At 61.5% G+C, this 18347-nt stretch carries 11 protein-coding genes; 10 read left to right on the forward strand and 1 reads right to left on the reverse strand.

Annotation, left to right across the window (positions count from 1 at the left end; all coding sequences use genetic code 11):
- Nucleotides 1–3: 3 nt before the first annotated feature.
- From AC515T_RS02040 to AC515T_RS02050, 3 genes are all read left to right on the forward strand, one after another.
- Nucleotides 4–573: a lipocalin family protein gene (locus AC515T_RS02040; protein WP_122565265.1), complete on the forward strand. Its 570-nt coding sequence runs from the start codon at nt 4–6 to the stop codon at nt 571–573.
- A gap of 480 nt (nt 574–1053) precedes the next feature.
- Complete coding sequence (locus tag AC515T_RS02045; protein WP_496531248.1) at nt 1054–2826, forward strand: ShlB/FhaC/HecB family hemolysin secretion/activation protein; 1773 nt, start codon at nt 1054–1056, stop codon at nt 2824–2826.
- A gap of 41 nt (nt 2827–2867) precedes the next feature.
- Nucleotides 2868–9017 (forward strand): YDG domain-containing protein, encoded by a 6150-nt coding sequence (locus AC515T_RS02050; RefSeq protein ID WP_496531249.1) that lies wholly within the window; start codon nt 2868–2870, stop codon nt 9015–9017.
- Nucleotides 9018–9071: 54 nt separating this feature from the next.
- On the opposite strand, the gene AC515T_RS02055 is transcribed toward AC515T_RS02050, so the two are convergent.
- Nucleotides 9072–10436 (reverse strand): formimidoylglutamate deiminase, encoded by a 1365-nt coding sequence (locus tag AC515T_RS02055; RefSeq protein ID WP_496531250.1) that lies wholly within the window; start codon nt 10434–10436, stop codon nt 9072–9074.
- A gap of 143 nt (nt 10437–10579) precedes the next feature.
- On the opposite strand from AC515T_RS02055, the gene hutC reads away from it, so the two are divergent.
- The 7 genes from hutC to AC515T_RS02090 all read left to right on the forward strand — a co-directional run bounded on the left by hutC (nt 10580) and on the right by AC515T_RS02090 (nt 18328).
- Complete coding sequence (gene hutC / locus AC515T_RS02060; protein WP_207963178.1) at nt 10580–11290, forward strand: histidine utilization transcriptional repressor HutC; 711 nt, start codon at nt 10580–10582, stop codon at nt 11288–11290.
- Nucleotides 11287–11856, forward strand: a complete 570-nt coding sequence (locus tag AC515T_RS02065) for a HutD/Ves family protein (protein ID WP_496531251.1) — start codon at nt 11287–11289, stop codon at nt 11854–11856. Before hutC ends, AC515T_RS02065 begins: the two co-directional genes overlap by 4 nt.
- A gap of 384 nt (nt 11857–12240) precedes the next feature.
- Nucleotides 12241–13929 (forward strand): urocanate hydratase, encoded by a 1689-nt coding sequence (gene hutU / locus AC515T_RS02070; RefSeq protein ID WP_039592729.1) that lies wholly within the window; start codon nt 12241–12243, stop codon nt 13927–13929.
- Nucleotides 13930–14072: 143 nt separating this feature from the next.
- Nucleotides 14073–15539, forward strand: coding sequence for a purine-cytosine permease family protein (locus AC515T_RS02075; protein WP_496531252.1), 1467 nt, complete (start codon nt 14073–14075; stop codon nt 15537–15539).
- Between the two features lie 70 nt (nt 15540–15609).
- Nucleotides 15610–16578, forward strand: coding sequence for an ABC transporter substrate-binding protein (locus AC515T_RS02080; RefSeq protein ID WP_496531253.1), 969 nt, complete (start codon nt 15610–15612; stop codon nt 16576–16578).
- A gap of 71 nt (nt 16579–16649) precedes the next feature.
- Nucleotides 16650–17501 (forward strand): ABC transporter permease, encoded by an 852-nt coding sequence (locus AC515T_RS02085; protein ID WP_003196893.1) that lies wholly within the window; start codon nt 16650–16652, stop codon nt 17499–17501.
- Nucleotides 17498–18328 (forward strand): quaternary amine ABC transporter ATP-binding protein, encoded by an 831-nt coding sequence (locus AC515T_RS02090; RefSeq protein ID WP_050586211.1) that lies wholly within the window; start codon nt 17498–17500, stop codon nt 18326–18328. Before AC515T_RS02085 ends, AC515T_RS02090 begins: the two co-directional genes overlap by 4 nt.
- Nucleotides 18329–18347: the final 19 nt, after the last annotated feature.

The raw sequence follows: 18347 nt of genomic DNA on the forward strand, positions 1-18347 counted from the left end.
ATAATGATGCGGTTAGTTTTTGTGCTTTTGGCTGGCCTGGTATTGGCCGGCTGTGCCACTTCTGGCGAAGATCCCTTGGCACCCAAGACGGTCAACAGCGTCAATCTCAAGCGTTACCAAGGGACCTGGTATGAGTTGGCCCGTCTGCCCATGTATTTCCAGCGCAATTGCGCGCAATCGGAAGCTCACTACACCCTCAAGCCAGACGGTAACGTGGGTGTGCTCAATCGCTGCCTGACCTCGGACTGGCAGTGGGAAGAAGCCAAGGGCACTGCCACGCCGCAGGTGCCGGGCAAGACCGACAAGCTCTGGGTCGAATTCGACAACTGGTTTTCACGGATCGTGCCGGGCGTGGCGAAAGGGCAATACTGGGTACTGTACGTCAGCGATGACTACAAGACCGCCATCGTCGGCGACCCGAGCCGCCGCTACATGTGGCTGCTGTCCCGCACGCCGACCGTCAATAGCGTCGTGCGCGAGGAACTGCTGAGCAAGGCGCGCCAGCAGGGTTATGACACGACACGACTGATCTGGCGCGCGTCGGATCGGCAGATGGCCAAGACCTCGGATTAACGGCCACCCGGGATCAATTGGGTTTGGGCTTGAACGGGCCTGATGCAGGTGGACGCATCGAGGGGCCGCTCTGCCGACGCCTCACGTCCGAAGTGGTGTGCGTGGTGATGCGAACACCCTGTTCCAGTGAGTTCAAGCTCAAGGTTGCCCCCGCCTGTCGAGAACCTGTGGCCGCGGCTTACGCATCAGCGGCCGCGGTCTTTTCAATTCAATGATCCGCCTGCTCAGGTTGGATTTGCCATTACCCTGCGATACAGCGGCAACCTGTGTGCCTTGGCAGCGCATGCCATGGCGTCACGACGGGCTGTAGAGGCATTGTTCGTCACGGTTTTGCGTGACTGAACGGTTTTATCCGCTCCGGCAAAGCTCCTGTCCGCTCTGGCAAAGTCGGGTCGTTGGCGGCGTAAGTAGACTCCGCGGGTTTTTCATCTGTCGGGCTTAGGCACGGTAGGTGGTTTCCCTTTTTCATGGAGTTGTACGATGCCAGTTCCTTACAAGGCTTGCGCTCGCGCGGGCAAGCGTCTGTTGTATTGGGCCGTCGCTCTGGCGGGTTCCAGTGCTGCCCCGTCAGTGCTCGCGCTGAGTATTCCCGATGCCGGGCAGTTGCTGAACGAGCACCAGCAGACACTGCCGTCCGAGCCTCGATCCACCGAACCACCACCGGCCTTCGAGCTTCCCTCCGACACCAGCCGTCCCGCAGAGTCCGGGCTTCGCGTGCAACTCAAAGAGATTCGCTTCAGCGGTGATACAGAGCTTGCGGATGCGGAAAATCTTCAAGAGCTGGTCAAGCCTGTCCTCGGAAAGACGCTCGATCATGCGGGCCTGCAGCAGTTGGTCGACAGTATCACCCGCTACCTTCGCGGACGCGGTTACGTGCTGGCGCGCGCCTACCTCCCCCGTCAGGACCTGACGGAGGGTAAGTTGGAGATCGCCTTGGTCAAGGGGCGGCTGCAGTCCGGCGCCTCACGCATCGAACTGAACGGCAACACCCGCAGCAGCCCCGAACGTTTGCAGGGTATCGCCGATGCAGCGCTCCCTGAAGGCAAGGTGCTGCAAGTCGAGGATCTGGAGCGGGCCTTGCTGCTGATCAATGACCAGCCCGGCGTCAGTGCCCAGTCTGCGCTCGAGCGTGGCAACGAGCCCGGCACCAGCCGTCTGTTGATCAGCACCAAGCAAGATGCCCTGGTCAATGGCGGGGTTTCGACGGACAACTATGGCAACCGCAGTACCGGTACGGCCCGTGCCAATGCGCAAATAGACGTCAACGACCCATTGGGTATCGGTGACCAGCTGAGTATCGGCTTGAGCAAAAGCACCGGTAGCGACATCGTCGGTGGCTCCTACAGCCTGCCGCTGACAGCCTCCGGGCTGCGCCTGAATGTCGGGGGCTCTTATCTGCGCTATGAGGTGGATCAGGAGCAATTCCGTTCACTGGATCTACGCGGTACCGCCCGTAGTGGTTCGCTGGGGCTGAGTTATCCGTTGATTCGCTCGCGGCTGCAGAATCTCAATCTGTCCGCTACCTATGAGTACAAAGCGCTCGAGGATCGTGGCTTGGGTACCAACCTGCGCGATCGTGAGCTGAATAATTTCATCGTTGCCATGAGCGGTAACCGCTTCGACAGTTTCGCCGGTGGCGGTGTAACGGATGCCATGCTGGCGCTGACGTTTGGCGAACTTGATCTGTCCGGTAACCGTGACGATGAGTTTGCCGACAGTGTAAGCGCCAAAAGCGACGGTAGCTTCCATAAGCTCAACCTGCGTGTCTCGCGCTTGCAGAGCCTGGGGGCCGCAAGCCCGTGGACGCTGTTCGGCGGCGTTTCGGCGCAGTGGGCCGGTGACAACCTCGACTCTTCGGAGAAATTCCTGCTGGGTGGTCCTGCCGGTGTTCGCGCCTATCCGGTCGGCGAAGCCTCCGCGGATCATGGCTGGCTGGCCACTTTGGAGCTGCGTCGCAACATCGATTTGGGACTGCCAAGCGTCACGCTGCAGGGCCTCGGGTTCTTCGACACCGGGCGTGTCTGGCTGAACGAGAACCCTTGGCCAGGCTCGATCAACAATGCCGACGATACCAACCGTTATGACCTGAATGCTGTCGGTCTGGGCGCCAACCTGTGGGCGGGCGATTTCAGTGTCCGCACCGCCGCGGCGCGCACGCTGGGCGACAACCCGGGACGGGGACAGTCCGGGTTGGACGCGGACGGTCGCGCCAGCGACTGGCGCGCCTGGATCCAAGTCTCATACGCATTCTGATCAAACCCGTTGCGGTCATCTACGAACTTTAGGAGCACCCCATGAAGCGCGCTTCGTTGAACCATCTTTACCGCCTCGTTTGGAGCGATGCCGATCAGGCGTTCGTTGCCGTAGCAGAACATTCCACCGCGCGGGGCAAGCGCGGTGGTGTCGTCGGTGCCCTCGCCGTCCTTGGCTTGATCAGTTGCGGTGTGGCCCAGGCGGCCGATCTACCTACCGGCGGATCCATCGTCGGTGGCAGTGGCACGATCTCGCAGAACGGCAGCCATATGGTCATCGACCAGCACACAGGCAAGCTCGTTACCAACTGGAACAGCTTCGATGTGGGGGCTGATGCCAGCGTCACTTTCCGCCAGCCAGGCGCCGAGAGCATTGCGCTCAACCGCGTCATCGGCGGCGGTAGCGCCAGCCAGATCATGGGCAAGCTCAACGCCAATGGTCAGGTGTGGCTGCTCAACCCCAACGGGGTGGTGATCGGCCAAGGAGCCCAGGTCAATGTCGGCGGTCTGGTGGCGTCCTCCCTGAAGATCAGCGACCAGGACTTTCTCGCCGGCAAGACCACGCTCAGTGGCGGTGCTGGCGCTGGCGCCGTGCTCAACCAAGGCACGGTCAATGCGGCAGCAGGTGGCGTGGTCGCGCTGATCGGCCCCAAGGTCGGCAACAGCGGAACGATCCGTACTCCAGGCGGCAGCACCGTGCTGGCCGCCGGCGATAAAGTCAGCCTCGATTTCCAGGGCGACGGTCTGGTGAACGTCAACATCGAGCGCGGTGTGCTCGACGCACTGGTTCAGAACGATGGCCATATCAGCGCCGACGGCGGCATGGTTGCGTTGAGCGCGCGTTCCGCCGACGCCGCCTTGAACAGCGTCATCAACAATACCGGCCTCATCGAGGCCAAAGGCCTGGTGGAACGCGGTGGCCGCATTCTGCTTGACGGTGATAGCGAAGGCGGCTTGACCCAGGTCGCCGGCACGCTCGATGCCTCTTCCACACATGGCCGAGGCGGCGACATCGTGGTCACGGGTGAGCGTATCGCCGTTGCCAATGCCACGCTTGAGGCCAGCGGGACGAGCGGTGGCGGCACGATCAAGGTCGGCGGCGGCTGGCAAGGCCAGGATGCCAAGGTGGCCAACGCCAGGCAGGTGACGGTCGAGCGTAACGTCAAAGTCAAAGCGGATGCGACTGTAAAAGGTGACGGCGGTACGGTTGTGTTCTGGGCTGACGGGGATAACCGTTTTGCTGGCGACATTTCCATCCGCGGTGGTGCCCAGGGCGGCAACGGCGGCAAGGCCGAAGTGTCCGGCAAGCAGAAGCTGCAATATGTCGGTAAGACCGATGCCCGCGCGGCCAAGGGACGCACGGGCGATCTGTTGCTCGACCCGGCCAATATCACTGTTTCCGGCGGTAGCGGTACCAGTGGCGATTGGTCCGCCGGCAGCGGCAACGTGACGGTCTACGAGCAGACGCTTGAAGCCCAGATGGCCAACGTGCTGATGCAGGCGACCGATAATATCAATTTCGCGGATCTGAACCTCAATGGTGGCGACGGCGTCATCTCCCTGCAGCAGAACGTGAGCTTCCGCGCCGAGACGCTCGGTGGCAGCAACGCTACCATTACCTTCGCCAACCCAAACAATACGCTTGAGGTTTCCGGCACAGGCAGTATCTACATGCAGGCCGGTGGCGGTGGCACCGGCTCTATCATTAATGTGTTCAACCTCTCTGCGTCGGGAGCGGGCGTAAACCCCGCAGTGGCCGCTTTACCTGATCACAATGTCTCGACGATCGGTAGCGGTACCCCTGGAGCGGGTAGCATCACCTTGCTGGGTGCCGACGGGTTGACCATTGCCGGGTCGCTGACCACTGGCGGTGGTTACGTCAGGCTGTCCAGCGATTCCGATAGCGGCGGTCGTGGCGCATTGACCATCAATACGCCGATCGACACCAACGGTGGCAACCTCTACTTATCGTTCGGCACCACCGCGTTCCCTGAAAGCATCGCCACCCTTAACAGCAACATCACGCTCGGCACAGGCCGGCTGTATTTCGGCGATGCGATGGGCAGCAAAGCGCTGGGCGGCTCCACCGGAGAGAAGCGTCTGGCGGGCTTGCTCAACCTGAGCGGCGACGTCAACTTCAGCACGCCGATGACCATGCTTGGCGGGGCTTCGATCTACACGGATGGGGCGATCAACTTCACCAACACACTCAACCTGGACACCGGCAGCGGCCAGCTGACGCTGCGTGCCAATAACGTCGACTTCACCCAGGCAACGCTGCAGAACGTGAGTACTGCCAGCGTTCGCCTGGAACCCTACAATGTGACCACTAACATCCAGTTGAATAGCAGCAGCGGCAATGCTGGCGGCGGTATCCTTCTGGACGCGAACGCGCCCGCTACGGACATCAGCAAATTGCTGGGGGTCAGCAACCTCACGATTGGCCGCTCCGATGGCACTGGCACCACCTCGGTCGATGCTTCTGGCTTCGGCTTTAACGCCAACAACAACCTGACCTTGCTCAACGGCAACATCCAGGTCGATGGAGCGCTGCGCAACACCCATGCGAACGGGCACCTCACTGCTCGGGCGGGCACTGGGGATGTGGTCATCGGCAGCGGCGGTACAGTGACCGCGCAGGGCACTGGCGATGCCGTCGTGCTGGTCGCCGCGCGCAATTTCGTCAACCAGGCTGGCGCCAACGCATTGGTTGCCAACAACGGTCGCTGGCTGACCTATTCCAGCAGCCCACTGGATGATACCCGGGGTGGGCTGGCTGCCGCCTTCAAGCAATACGCTGCGCAATACGGCGACACGGTGTTGGGTTCGGGCAATGGCCACCTCTACAGTTATGCGCCCAAGGTCAATGTTGAGCTGCAAGGGGAGGTGCGCAAGACCTATGATGGGAACGCGACCGCGACCGTGACGGACGCCAACTTTGCCATGTCCGGTGCAATCGATGGCGATAGCATCGATGTGCTTTCGTTCGGTGCCGCCTCTTACGCGGATAAGAACGCTGGTGCGGGCAAGCTGGTTACCGTGGACAACGTCAATGTGTCCGAAGCGACCAATGGTAATGTCAAGGTCTACGGCTATCAGGTCGATGCCTCCAGCGTCAGCGGCACTGTTGGTCAGATCGACCGCAAGCAACTGACCGCCACGGCCAACGTGGCTGATAAAACCTACGACGGCACCACCACGGCCAGTCTGAGCAACCTGGCGTTGATTGGCATCGTTGGCGGGGATGAAGGCAAGGTCAACACCAGCGGCACCACCGGTACCTTTGTCGACAAGAACGCCGGCCAGAACAAAGCGGTAAGCGGTTCGGGCGTTGCCCTGACCGGTGACGAAGCGAACAACTACGTGTTCGACACCACTGCGCAGATCGGCACCGCCGATATCGACCGCAAGCAGCTGACCGCCACGGCCAACGTGGCTGATAAAACCTACGACGGCACCACCACGGCCAGTCTGAGCAACCTGGCGCTGATTGGCATCGTTGGTGGGGATGAAGGCAAGGTCAACACCAGTGGCACCACCGGCACCTTCGTCGACAAGAACGCCGGCCAGGGCAAATCGGTAAGCGGCTCGGGCGTCGCCCTGACCGGTGACGAAGCGAACAACTACGTGTTCGACACCACTGCGCAGATCGGCACCGCCGATATCGACCGCAAGCAGCTGACCGCCACGGCCAACGTGGCCGACAAGACCTACGACGGCACCACCACGGCCAGCCTGAGCAACCTGGCATTGATTGGCATCGTTGGCGGGGATGAAGGCAAGGTCAACACCAGTGGCACCACCGGCACCTTCGTCGACAAGAACGCCGGCCAGGGCAAATCGGTAAGCGGCTCGGGCGTTGCCCTGACCGGTGACGAAGCGAACAACTACGTGTTCGACACCACTGCGCAGATCGGCACCGCCGATATCGACCGCAAGCAGCTGACCGCCACGGCCAACGTGGCTGACAAAACCTACGACGGCACCACCACGGCCAACCTGAGCAATCTCTTGCTGGTCGGCGTCGTTGGCGGGGATGAAGGCAAGGTCAGCACCAGCGGCACTACCGGTACCTTCGTCGACAAGAACGCCGGCCAGGGCAAATCGGTAAGCGGGTCGGGCGTTGCCCTGACCGGTGACGAAGCGAACAACTACGTGTTCGACACCACTGCGCAGATCGGCACCGCCGATATCGACCGCAAGCAGCTGACCGCCACGGCCAACGTGGCTGACAAAACCTACGACGGCACCACCACGGCCAACCTGAGCAATCTCTTGCTGGTCGGCGTCGTTGGCGGGGATGAAGGCAAGGTCAGCACCAGCGGCACTACCGGTACCTTCGTCGACAAGAACGCCGGCCAGGGCAAATCGGTAAGCGGTTCGGGCGTTGCCCTGACCGGTGACGAAGCGAACAACTACGTGTTCGACACCACTGCGCAGATCGGCACCGCCGATATCGACCGCAAGCAGCTGACCGCCACGGCCAACGTGGCTGACAAAACCTACGACGGCACCACCACGGCCAACCTGAGCAATCTCTTGCTGGTCGGCGTCGTTGGCGGGGATGAAGGCAAGGTCAGCACCAGCGGCACTACCGGTACCTTCGTCGACAAGAACGCCGGCCAGGGCAAATCGGTAAGCGGGTCGGGCGTTGCCCTGACCGGTGACGAAGCGAACAACTACGTGTTCGACACCACTGCGCAGATCGGCACCGCCGATATCGACCGCAAGCAGCTGACCGCCACGGCCAACGTGGCTGATAAAACCTACGACGGCACCACCACGGCCAACCTGAGCAATCTCTTGCTGGTCGGCGTCGTTGGCGGGGATGAAGGCAAGGTCAGCACCAGCGGCACTACCGGTACCTTCGTCGACAAGAACGCCGGCCAGGGCAAATCGGTAAGCGGGTCGGGCGTTGCCCTGACCGGTGATGAGGCGAACAACTACGCCTTCGACACCACCGCGCAGATCGGCACTGCCGATATCGACCGCAAGCAACTGACCGCCACCGCCAACGTGGCTGATAAAACCTACGACGGCACCACCACGGCCAACCTGAGTAACCTCTTGCTGGTAGGTATCGTCGACGGTGATGAAGGCAAGGTGACCACCCGTGGTACTACCGGCACCTTTATCAACAAGAACGCCGGCCAGGACAAAGCGGTAAGCGGTTCGGGCGTTACCCTGACCGGTGACGAGGCGAACAACTACGCCTTCGATACCACCGCGCAGGTCGGCACCGCCGATATCGACCGCAAGCAGCTGAATGCGACGGTCGATATCGCCGATAAACCTTACGATGGTAGAAACACGGCGACCATTCGGGATATCGCGCTGGATGGGGTGATCGCCGGTGACGTGGTCGGTGCGACGGGTGAGGCGCTCTTTGATACACCCGATGCAGGTCAAGGCAAGACGGTGAATGTCGACCTGTTGTTGCAGGGCGACGATGCGGCCAATTATCAATTGGCTGGCCAACCGTTACAGGGCACGGCAAACATTGAGCAGCCTTTTAACACGCCAGTCGGTCTGATCAACGCGGCGCAGGGGGTCAATGGCACCGAGGTCGCCATCAAGCGCCCGGGAGATCAGGTGGTTGTTGAAGGGCTATCCCCTATGCAGCCGATTCCATCGACAGCCTTGTTCAGCGACACCCCGAGCCTGGCTAACGCTACCTCGAATTTTGTCGGTGTAAATGAGCTGGTCCTGCAGGACGCGGTACTCAACGGCAATGGCAGGATGAGTCTGGCTGTAGCCGATGGTGTCTCCGAGCCCGCAGTGCAAAAAAGCCTGGCGCTTTACCGCACCCGTGCGGGCGAACCGCTGAGTGGGGAAGGGCAGTACTCCGCGACCGACCTGGGCAATAGCTTTACGCTGGAGCTGGCCAATGCAGGTAACCGTCAGGCTCCTGTGTTGCAACGCTCCGGTGCCGGCTCGGTCGAAGGCGCAGTTGCACTGGCCAACGGCAATCGTATGAGCCTCCAGGTGACCCTGCTGAGCGACGGTGTGCTTCTGGTGCAAGTGCCGCCCATGGCTGGCGACATTGCCAGTGACGAGCTGGCGGCGTATGGGCTGGTCGTAGCCAAGAAGCTGCTGGGCACCAGCGTTCGTAGTATCGAGGCGGTGGTCATCGAGCATGCGCTGAGGCAGGCCAAGGTTGCTGGCAAGTCCATGGAGGTGGTCAGCCGCTGAAGTAGCGCCCCCGGTATTGGTTACCGGGGGCGTTTTTCTGAATATCTACCGGCGTCAGCCCAGGAGTTCGCGCAAGACCTGGGTAAACGCTTGGGCGCTTTCCTCTTCCCCCGCATGATGTCCATCGCGCACCACCCACTTTCCTCCCACCATTACATCCCGCACCTGGCGATCGCCGCCGGCAAACAACCAGCGATTGAGAATCCCGTCGCCATTGGCCGTGGCCAGATACGGATCGTTGCCGTCGAGCACCAGCCAGTCGGCGCGCTTACCCGTTTCGAGGGCACCGACCGGTTGTCCCAGTGCCTGGGCACCGCCTTCCAAGGCCGCGTCAAACAAAGTGCGGCCGACCATCGGCTGATCCGCCCGATACAAGCGGTTGCGCCGTTGGTCACGCAGGCGCTGACCATATTCCAGCCAGCGCAATTCTTCGACCACGCTCAAGGACACATGACTGTCGGAACCGATACCCAGGCGCCCGCCCTGGGCGAGGAAATCCACGGCCGGGAAAATCCCGTCCCCCAGGTTGGCTTCGGTGGTCAGGCACAGGCCGGCAATCGCCCGGCTCTTGGCCATGAGGCTGACTTCCTGAGCGTTGGCATGAGTGGCATGAACCAGGCACCAGCGCTGGTCGACCTCGGTGTTTTCGTACAGCCATTGCAGCGGACGGGCGCCGCTCCAGCTCAGGCAGTCATCGACTTCCTTCTGCTGCTCGGCGATGTGGATGTGCACCGGGCAATCACGGTCGCTGGCGGCCAGCACGTCCTGGATCTGCCCGGGTGTCACGGCGCGCAGCGAGTGGAAACACAGGCCCAGGGCCTGGGACGGTTGCCCGGCCAGGATCGGCTGCAAGCGGGATTGAAGCTTCAAGTAATTTTCGGTGCTGTTGATGAACCTGCGTTGCCCGTCATTGGGCGCCTGGCCGCCAAAACCGGAATGGCTGTAGAGCACCGGCAGTAGCGTCAGGCCGATGCCGGTGGCGCTGGCGGCGTGGCTGATACGCAGGGCCAGCTCCGCCGGGTCGGCGTAGGGCGCGCCGTCGATGTCATGGTGCACATAATGGAATTCGGCGACCGAGGTGTAGCCGGCCTTGAGCATTTCGATGTACAGCTGGTGGGCGATGATGCCGAGTTGCTCGGGGCTGATTTTTCCGACGAGGCGGTACATCAAGTCGCGCCAGGTCCAGAAACTGTCGTTGGGATTGCCCGCCACTTCCGCCAGCCCGGCCATGGCCCGTTGAAAGGCATGGGAGTGCAGGTTCGGCATGCCCGGCAACAGCGGGCCGCCCAGCCGTTCGGCGCCGTCTGCGTGTGAGCCGGCCTGGATATGGGTCAGGACGCCCTTGGCATCGACCTCAAGACGTACATCATGGGCCCATCCATTAGGCAGCAGCGCGCGTTCGGCAAAGAAGGCGGACATGGTTCAACCTCATCGTGCGTAATTTGTATATACATATACAGACGTTTGCCTGGCCGGTAAACTCCGGCAAGCTAGCAACCTTATCCGCAGAACAGGGAACCGCCGTGCCGACTCCGCCTGCCAAACCGCCGCTGGCCGCACACATGGGTGACAGTCCGGCGCCCTTGTACGCCCGCGTCAAACAGATGATCACCCAGCAGATCGACAGTGGAAACTGGCCGCCGCATTACCGCGTGCCGTCGGAAAGCGAGCTGGTCAGTCAGTTGGGCTTCAGTCGCATGACCATCAACCGTGCCTTGCGGGAAATGACCGCCGACGGCCTGTTGGTGCGCATGCAGGGGGTCGGTACGTTCGTGGCCGAACCCAAGAGCCAGTCCGCGTTGTTCGAAGTGCACAACATCGCCGACGAAATCGCCTCCCGTGGTCATCGCCACACCTGCAAGGTGATCACCCTGGAAGAAGAGGCGGCCGGTTCCGAGCGAGCCCTGGCCCTGGACATGCGCGAAGGCCAGAAGGTGTTCCATTCGCTGATCGTGCATTTCGAGAACGACATCCCCGTGCAAATCGAGGACCGTTTCGTCAACGCACTGGTGGCGCCCGAATACCTCAAGCAGGACTTCACCGTGCAAACCCCTTACGCCTACCTGAATCAGGTTGCGCCGCTGACCGAAGGCGAGCACGTGGTGGAAGCGATCCTGGCCGAGCCAAGCGAATGCAAGCTGCTGCAGATCGAGCGGGGCGAGCCGTGCCTGTTGATCCGCCGCCGCACCTGGTCCGGACGCCAACCGGTGACCGCCGCACGCCTGATCCATCCGGGTTCTCGCCACAGCCTGGAAGGACGCTTTCATAAATGAGCCAGTTGAAGGTTTTACGCGCAGCAGATTACCCCCGCATGCCGTGGAAAAACGGCGGTGGCAGCACTGAAGAAATCACCCGCGATGCCGGCGCCGGCCTGGAAGGTTTTGGCTGGCGCCTGTCGATTGCCGATATCGGTGAGTCGGGTGGTTTTTCCACATTTGCCGGTTACGAGCGGGTCATCAGCGTTTTGCAAGGTGACGGCATGACGCTGAACGTCGATGGCCAGGCCACGCGGGCTTTGCATCCGCTGGACCCTTTTGCGTTCAGCGGCGAGAGCCATGTCCATTGCACGCTGCTGGGCGGGCCGATTCGCGACTTCAATCTGATCTACGCGCCACAGCGTTACCGCGCGCGGTTGCAGTGGTTGGGTGGCCAGCAGCGGTTTTTCAGCGGGGCGGAGACGGTGCTGGTGTTCAGTGCCGCCCCGGGATTGGCCATCAAGATCGGTGAATCCGCCGTTGATTTGGGCCTCTACGACTGTTTGCAAGTGAGCGGTAACACCGGGCTGGTGGATGTCTCCATCCACGGTCAATGCTGTGTGATCGAACTGACCGCCCATTAAGCGTCTGCAAAAACGCTTTTTGTGGCGAGGGAGCAAGCTCCCTCGCGACAAAAAGCGCGCTCATTGTTCCCTTCCCGCGCACCAACTTGTTACCGAACGCCCCAGCGTGGCGCAATACCACGCCTTTGTGCCCCGCCGATTTTCCCCTCGAAAACCCTCTTCAAAAATTTCATGCAGCCCAGCAACCCTTAAATCACAAGGCTTTCAGCCAATTCCCCAACCGTTCCTGAACATCGCTTCCAACAAGTTGGCCGCTTGATTGCATATGCTTGTACATACAAGTAAAGACGTATGCGTATGAGTCACCGATCTTCTACGCAACGTTCGCTAAATCGCTGCCCACTGCCCGGGCTGGTCTGGATTGATCGCTGAGGAGTTTTTGCTGTGACCGACGCTACCCGCAAACCCGAAAAATACCGTGACGTTGAAATCCGCGCCCCTCGCGGTAACACGCTGACCGCCAAGAGCTGGCTGACTGAAGCGCCGCTGCGCATGCTGATGAACAACCTCGACCCGGAAGTGGCCGAGAACCCCAAGGAACTGGTGGTCTACGGTGGCATCGGCCGCGCGGCGCGCAACTGGGAGTGCTACGATAAGATCGTCGAAAGCCTCACCAATCTGAACGACGATGAAACCCTGCTGGTGCAATCCGGCAAGCCGGTGGGCGTGTTCAAGACCCACAGCAACGCCCCTCGCGTCCTGATCGCCAACTCCAACCTGGTGCCGCACTGGGCCAGTTGGGAACACTTCAACGAACTCGACGCCAAGGGCCTGGCCATGTACGGCCAGATGACCGCCGGCAGCTGGATCTACATCGGCAGCCAGGGCATCGTGCAGGGCACTTATGAAACCTTCGTCGAAGCCGGTCGCCAACACTACGACTCCAACCTCAAGGGCCGTTGGGTCCTGACCGCCGGCCTGGGTGGCATGGGCGGCGCACAACCGTTGGCCGCGACCCTGGCCGGTGCGTGCTCGCTGAACATCGAATGCCAGCAAGTGAGCATCGATTTCCGCCTCAAGACTCGCTATGTCGACGAGCAAGCCAAAGACCTCGACGACGCCCTGGCGCGTATCGAGAAATACACCGCCGAAGGCAAGGCCATTTCCATCGCGCTGTGCGGGAATGCTGCCGAAATCCTGCCGGAAATGGTCCGTCGTGGTGTGCGCCCGGACATGGTCACCGACCAGACCAGCGCCCACGATCCCCTCAACGGTTACCTGCCGGCCGGTTGGACCTGGGACGAATACCGTGCCCGTGCCAAGACCGAACCCGCCGCCGTGGTAAAAGCCGCCAAGCAATCGATGGCCGTCCACGTCAAAGCCATGCTGGCCTTCCAGAAAATGGGCGTGCCGACCTTCGACTACGGCAACAACATCCGCCAGATGGCCCAGGAAGAGGGCGTCGAAAATGCCTTCGACTTCCCCGGCTTCGTCCCGGCGTATATCCGTCCGCTGTTCTGCCGCGGCATCGGCCCGTTCCGCTGGGCTGCGCTGTCCGGTGACCCCCAGGACATCTACAAGACCGACGCCAAGGTCAAGGAACTGATCCCCGACGACGCCCACCTGCACAACTGGCTGGACATGGCCCGCGAGCGCATCAGCTTCCAGGGTTTGCCGGCGCGGATCTGCTGGGTTGGCCTGGGCCAGCGCGCCAAGTTGGGCCTGGCCTTCAACGAGATGGTGCGCAGCGGCGAGTTGTCGGCGCCGATCGTCATCGGGCGCGACCACCTGGACTCCGGTTCCGTGGCCAGTCCCAACCGTGAAACCGAATCCATGCAGGACGGCTCCGACGCGGTTTCCGACTGGCCGCTGCTCAACGCCTTGCTCAACACCGCCAGCGGCGCGACCTGGGTGTCGCTGCACCACGGTGGCGGCGTCGGCATGGGCTTCTCCCAGCATTCGGGCATGGTAATCGTCTGCGACGGTACCGACGAAGCGGCCGAGCGCATTGCCCGCGTATTGCACAACGACCCGGGCACCGGGGTGATGCGCCATGCCGATGCCGGTTACCAGATCGCCATTGATTGCGCGAAAGAGCAGGGGCTGAATCTGCCGATGATCACCGGCAAGTAATGCAGAACCCATGTGGGAGCGGGCTTGCTCGCGAAGGCGGTTTTACATCCGAGGCATGTGTTGAATGACGCACCGCTTTCGCGAGCAAGCCCGCTCCCACAAAAGCATCGCTCGAACTAGAACAATCCACCAGAGGTTGAACCATGGCTGTCACCAGCACACGCGCAAGCAGCAAGCCGTTGATCGAGAAGCGTTCGATCGACTACATCCCGGAAGCGGAGCGACACGGTCGGCTGTTGAGCCAGTTCACCCTCTGGATGGGGGCCAACCTGCAAATCACGGCCATTGTCACCGGTGCATTGGCGGTGGTGCTGGGCGGTGATGTGTTCTGGTCGTTGATCGGTTTGCTGATCGGCCAAGTGCTCGGCGGTGGGGTCATGGCCTTGCATGCCGCGCAAGGCCCTAAGCTTGGCCTGCCGCAGATGATCTCCAGCCGGGTGCAGTTTGGTGTGTATGGCGCGGCCATCCCGATCGTGCTGGTGTGCCTGATGTACCTGGGTTTCACCGCAACGGGAACCGTGCTTTCCGGCCAGGCGCTGGGCCAGTTGTTTGGCGTCAGCGACAGTGTCGGCATCCTCATTTTCGCCAGTGTCATCGTGCTGGTCACCGTGCTCGGTTATCGGGTGATTCACTTCATTGGCCGTGTCGCCAGCGTCCTTGGTGTGATTGCCTTTGTTTACCTGTTCGCTCGCCTGATCAGCCAGACGGACGTTGGCGCACTCCTGCAGATCCGCCATTTCAGCTGGAGCAGCTTTCTGCTTGCAGTATCGCTCGCAGCCTCCTGGCAGATCGCCTTCGGCCCCTACGTGGCGGACTATTCGCGTTACCTGCCGAGCAAGACGTCCTCGGTGAAAACCTTTTTTGCCGCAGGCGCCGGTTCAGTCATCGGCGCACAGGTGGCGATGATCCTCGGGGTATTTGCCGCCGCCTCGGCCAATGGGCAGTTCGCGGGTCACGAAGTGGCCTACATCGTTGGCCTGGGGGGGACCGGCGCCACCGCTGCGCTGCTGTACTTCAGCATCGCGTTCGGCAAGGTCACCATCTCCACGCTGAACTCCTACGGCAGCTTCATGTGCATTGCCACCATCATCAGCGGTTTCCGGGGGCACCTGAACGTCACGCGCTTGCAGCGTCTGGTCTTCGTGCTGTTCATCGTCGGCGCGGCGACCCTGATCGCGCTGCTGGGCCAGCACTCGTTCCTCGGTGCGTTCAAGTCCTTCATCCTGTTCTTGCTGGCGTTCTTTACGCCTTGGAGCGCGATCAACCTGGTGGACTACTACTGCATCACGCGCGAGCGCTATGACGTGCCGGCACTGGCCGATCCGAACGGCCGCTACGGTCGCTGGAACGCCTTGGGTATCAGCGTTTATGTCTTCGGCGTGCTGGTTCAATTGCCGTTCATCGCCACCAAGTTCTATACCGGTCCACTGGTGGGAGCCATGGGCGGTGTGGATGTTTCCTGGATCATCGGCCTGGTGGTCCCGGCGGCGCTGTATTACGTCCTCGCCAGGAAGTGGCACAGCGCAGTACCCGATCAATTGATCCTGCCGCTCGAGCAGGACGCGGTTGACGCACAACCGAGCAGGGCGGGCCGCATCCAAGCGGTCTGATGGGACGTTGACAGGGCTGGATGCCTCTTGACTGCCGTAAGCCAATCCAACTGATTAGGAGCGTCACATAATGAAGTCGAACAAGACCCTGCTGACCACATTGCTTTCCATGGGCCTGTTGGCCAGCGCCGGCGCCACACAAGCGGCGGGTTGGTGCGAGTCGGGCAAACCGGTGAAATTCGCCGGTCTGAATTGGGAAAGCGGCATGCTGCTGACCGACGTCCTGCAAGTGGTGCTGGAAAAAGGCTACGACTGCAAGACCGACAGCCTGCCGGGCAACTCCATCACCATGGAGAACGCCCTGAGCAGCAACGACATCCAGGTGTTCGCCGAAGAGTGGGTCGGCCGCAGTGAAGTCTGGAACAAGGCCGAGAAGGCCGGCAAAGTAGTGGGCGTCGGTGCGCCGGTGGTGGGGGCCATCGAAGGCTGGTACGTGCCGCGCTACGTGATCGAAGGCGACGCCAAGCGCAAGCTCGAAGCCAAGGCGCCAGGCCTGAAGAACATCGCCGACCTGGGCCAGTACGCCGCCGTGTTCAAGGACCCGGAAGAGCCGTCCAAGGGCCGCTTCTACAATTGCCCGGCCGGCTGGACCTGCGAGCTGGACAACAGCGAGATGCTGAAAAGCTATGGCCTGGAAAAAACCTACACCAACTTCCGCCCAGGCACCGGCCCGGCCCTGGATGCGGCCGTATTGTCCAGCTACAAGCGTGGCGAGCCGATCCTGTTCTACTACTGGTCGCCAACCCCGCTGATGGGCCAGGTGGACCTGGTGAAACTGGAAGAAAAACCGGGCGTGGATAAGAGCGTGAGCATCAAGGTCGGCCTGTCCAAGACCTTCCACGACGAAGCCCCGGAACTGGTGGCGGTGCTGGAAAAGGTCAACCTGCCCATCGATATCCTGAACCAGAACCTCGGGCGCATGGCCAAAGAGCGGATCGAGTCGCCAAAACTGGCGAAGATCTTCCTGAAGGAACATCCTGAAGTCTGGCACGCCTGGGTAAGCGAAGACGCTGCCAAGAAAATCGACGCGGCTCTGTAGGTCGAATCTTTCCCGGCCAACCGTGGGGCTGGCCGGGACGTTCACCGCATCCACTTGATCGAGAGTCTCTTATGTTTCCCGAAAGCTTTACCTTCTCCATCGCCGACTGGGTCAACGGTTGGGTCGACTCCCTGGTGACCAACTATGGCGATGTGTTCCGGCACATCTCCGACACCCTGCTGTGGGCCATCGTCAACCTCGAAGGCCTGCTGCGCATGGCGCCCTGGTGGCTGATGCTGGCCATCGTCGGCGGTATTGCCTGGCACGCCACCCGCAAGGTCGTGGCCACGGCAGTGATCGTCGGCCTGTTGTTCCTGGTGGGGGCGGTAGGCCTGTGGGACAAACTGATGCAGACCCTCGCCCTGATGCTGGTGGCGACGCTGATCTCGGTGTTGATCGGCATTCCCCTGGGCATTCTTTCGGCGCGCAGCAATCGCCTGCGTTCGGTGCTGATGCCGTTGCTGGATATCATGCAGACCATGCCCAGCTTCGTGTACCTGATTCCGGTGTTGATGCTGTTCGGCCTGGGCAAGGTCCCGGCGATTTTCGCCACGGTGATCTATGCCGCGCCGCCGTTGATTCGCCTGACTGACCTGGGCATTCGCCAGGTCGATGGCGAAGTGATGGAAGCCATCAACGCCTTTGGCGCCAACCGCTGGCAGCAGCTGTTCGGCGTGCAACTGCCCCTGGCCCTGCCGAGCATCATGGCCGGGATCAACCAGACCACCATGATGGCCCTGTCGATGGTCGTCATCGCTTCGATGATCGGCGCCCGAGGCCTGGGTGAAGACGTGCTGGTGGGCATCCAGACCCTCAACGTCGGGCGCGGCCTGGAAGCGGGGCTGGCCATCGTGATTCTCGCCGTGGTCATCGACCGCATTACCCAGGCCTATGGTCGTCCTCGGCATGAGGTGAGCAAATGAGTAACGCAGCCATCAGCAAGATCGAAGTCAAGAACGTCTTCAAGATTTTCGGCAATCGCTCCAAGGAAGCCCTGGAGCTGATCCGCCAGAACAAGACCAAGGACCAGGTACTGGCCGAAACCGGTTGCGTGGTCGGCGTCAACGACCTGTCGTTGAGCATCGGCACTGGCGAGATTTTCGTGATCATGGGCCTGTCCGGCTCCGGCAAATCCACGTTGGTGCGCCACTTCAACCGGCTGATCGATCCTACCAGTGGCGCGATCCTGGTGGACGGCGAAGACATCCTGCAACTGGATATGGACGCCCTGCGCGAGTTTCGTCGGCACAAGATCAGCATGGTGTTCCAGAGCTTCGGCTTGTTGCCCCACAAGAGCGTGCTGGACAACGTCGCCTACGGCTTGAAAGTGCGTGGCGAAAGCAAACAAGTTTGCGCCGAACGGGCGCTGCACTGGATCAACACCGTGGGCCTGAAGGGCTACGAGAACAAATACCCGCACCAGCTCTCCGGCGGCATGCGCCAACGCGTCGGCCTGGCCCGAGCGTTGGCGGCGGACACCGACATCATCCTGATGGACGAAGCCTTCAGCGCCCTCGACCCGCTGATCCGCGCGGAAATGCAGGACCAGTTGCTGGAGCTGCAAAAGACCCTGCACAAGACCATCGTCTTCATCACCCACGACCTCGACGAGGCCGTGCGCATCGGTAATCGCATTGCGATTCTCAAGGATGGCAAGCTGATCCAGGTCGGCACGCCCCGGGAGATCCTGCATTCGCCGGCGGATGAGTATGTCGATCGGTTTGTGCAGCGCAGGGCTGCGGTGGTTTGAGGTTGTGGTGGTCGGCGCG

The organism is Pseudomonas sp. FSO-7 (assembly GCF_059579345.1).

Coding starts and splice junctions, on each gene's coding strand:
- AC515T_RS02040 (WP_122565265.1), top strand. CDS start 4: ATGATGCGGTTAGTTTTTGTGCTTTTGGCTGGCCTGGTATTGGCCGGC.
- AC515T_RS02045 (WP_496531248.1), top strand. CDS start 1,054: ATGCCAGTTCCTTACAAGGCTTGCGCTCGCGCGGGCAAGCGTCTGTTG.
- AC515T_RS02050 (WP_496531249.1), top strand. CDS start 2,868: ATGAAGCGCGCTTCGTTGAACCATCTTTACCGCCTCGTTTGGAGCGAT.
- AC515T_RS02055 (WP_496531250.1), bottom strand. CDS start 10,436: ATGTCCGCCTTCTTTGCCGAACGCGCGCTGCTGCCTAATGGATGGGCC.
- hutC (WP_207963178.1), top strand. CDS start 10,580: ATGGGTGACAGTCCGGCGCCCTTGTACGCCCGCGTCAAACAGATGATC.
- AC515T_RS02065 (WP_496531251.1), top strand. CDS start 11,287: ATGAGCCAGTTGAAGGTTTTACGCGCAGCAGATTACCCCCGCATGCCG.
- AC515T_RS02075 (WP_496531252.1), top strand. CDS start 14,073: ATGGCTGTCACCAGCACACGCGCAAGCAGCAAGCCGTTGATCGAGAAG.
- AC515T_RS02080 (WP_496531253.1), top strand. CDS start 15,610: ATGAAGTCGAACAAGACCCTGCTGACCACATTGCTTTCCATGGGCCTG.
- AC515T_RS02085 (WP_003196893.1), top strand. CDS start 16,650: ATGTTTCCCGAAAGCTTTACCTTCTCCATCGCCGACTGGGTCAACGGT.
- AC515T_RS02090 (WP_050586211.1), top strand. CDS start 17,498: ATGAGTAACGCAGCCATCAGCAAGATCGAAGTCAAGAACGTCTTCAAG.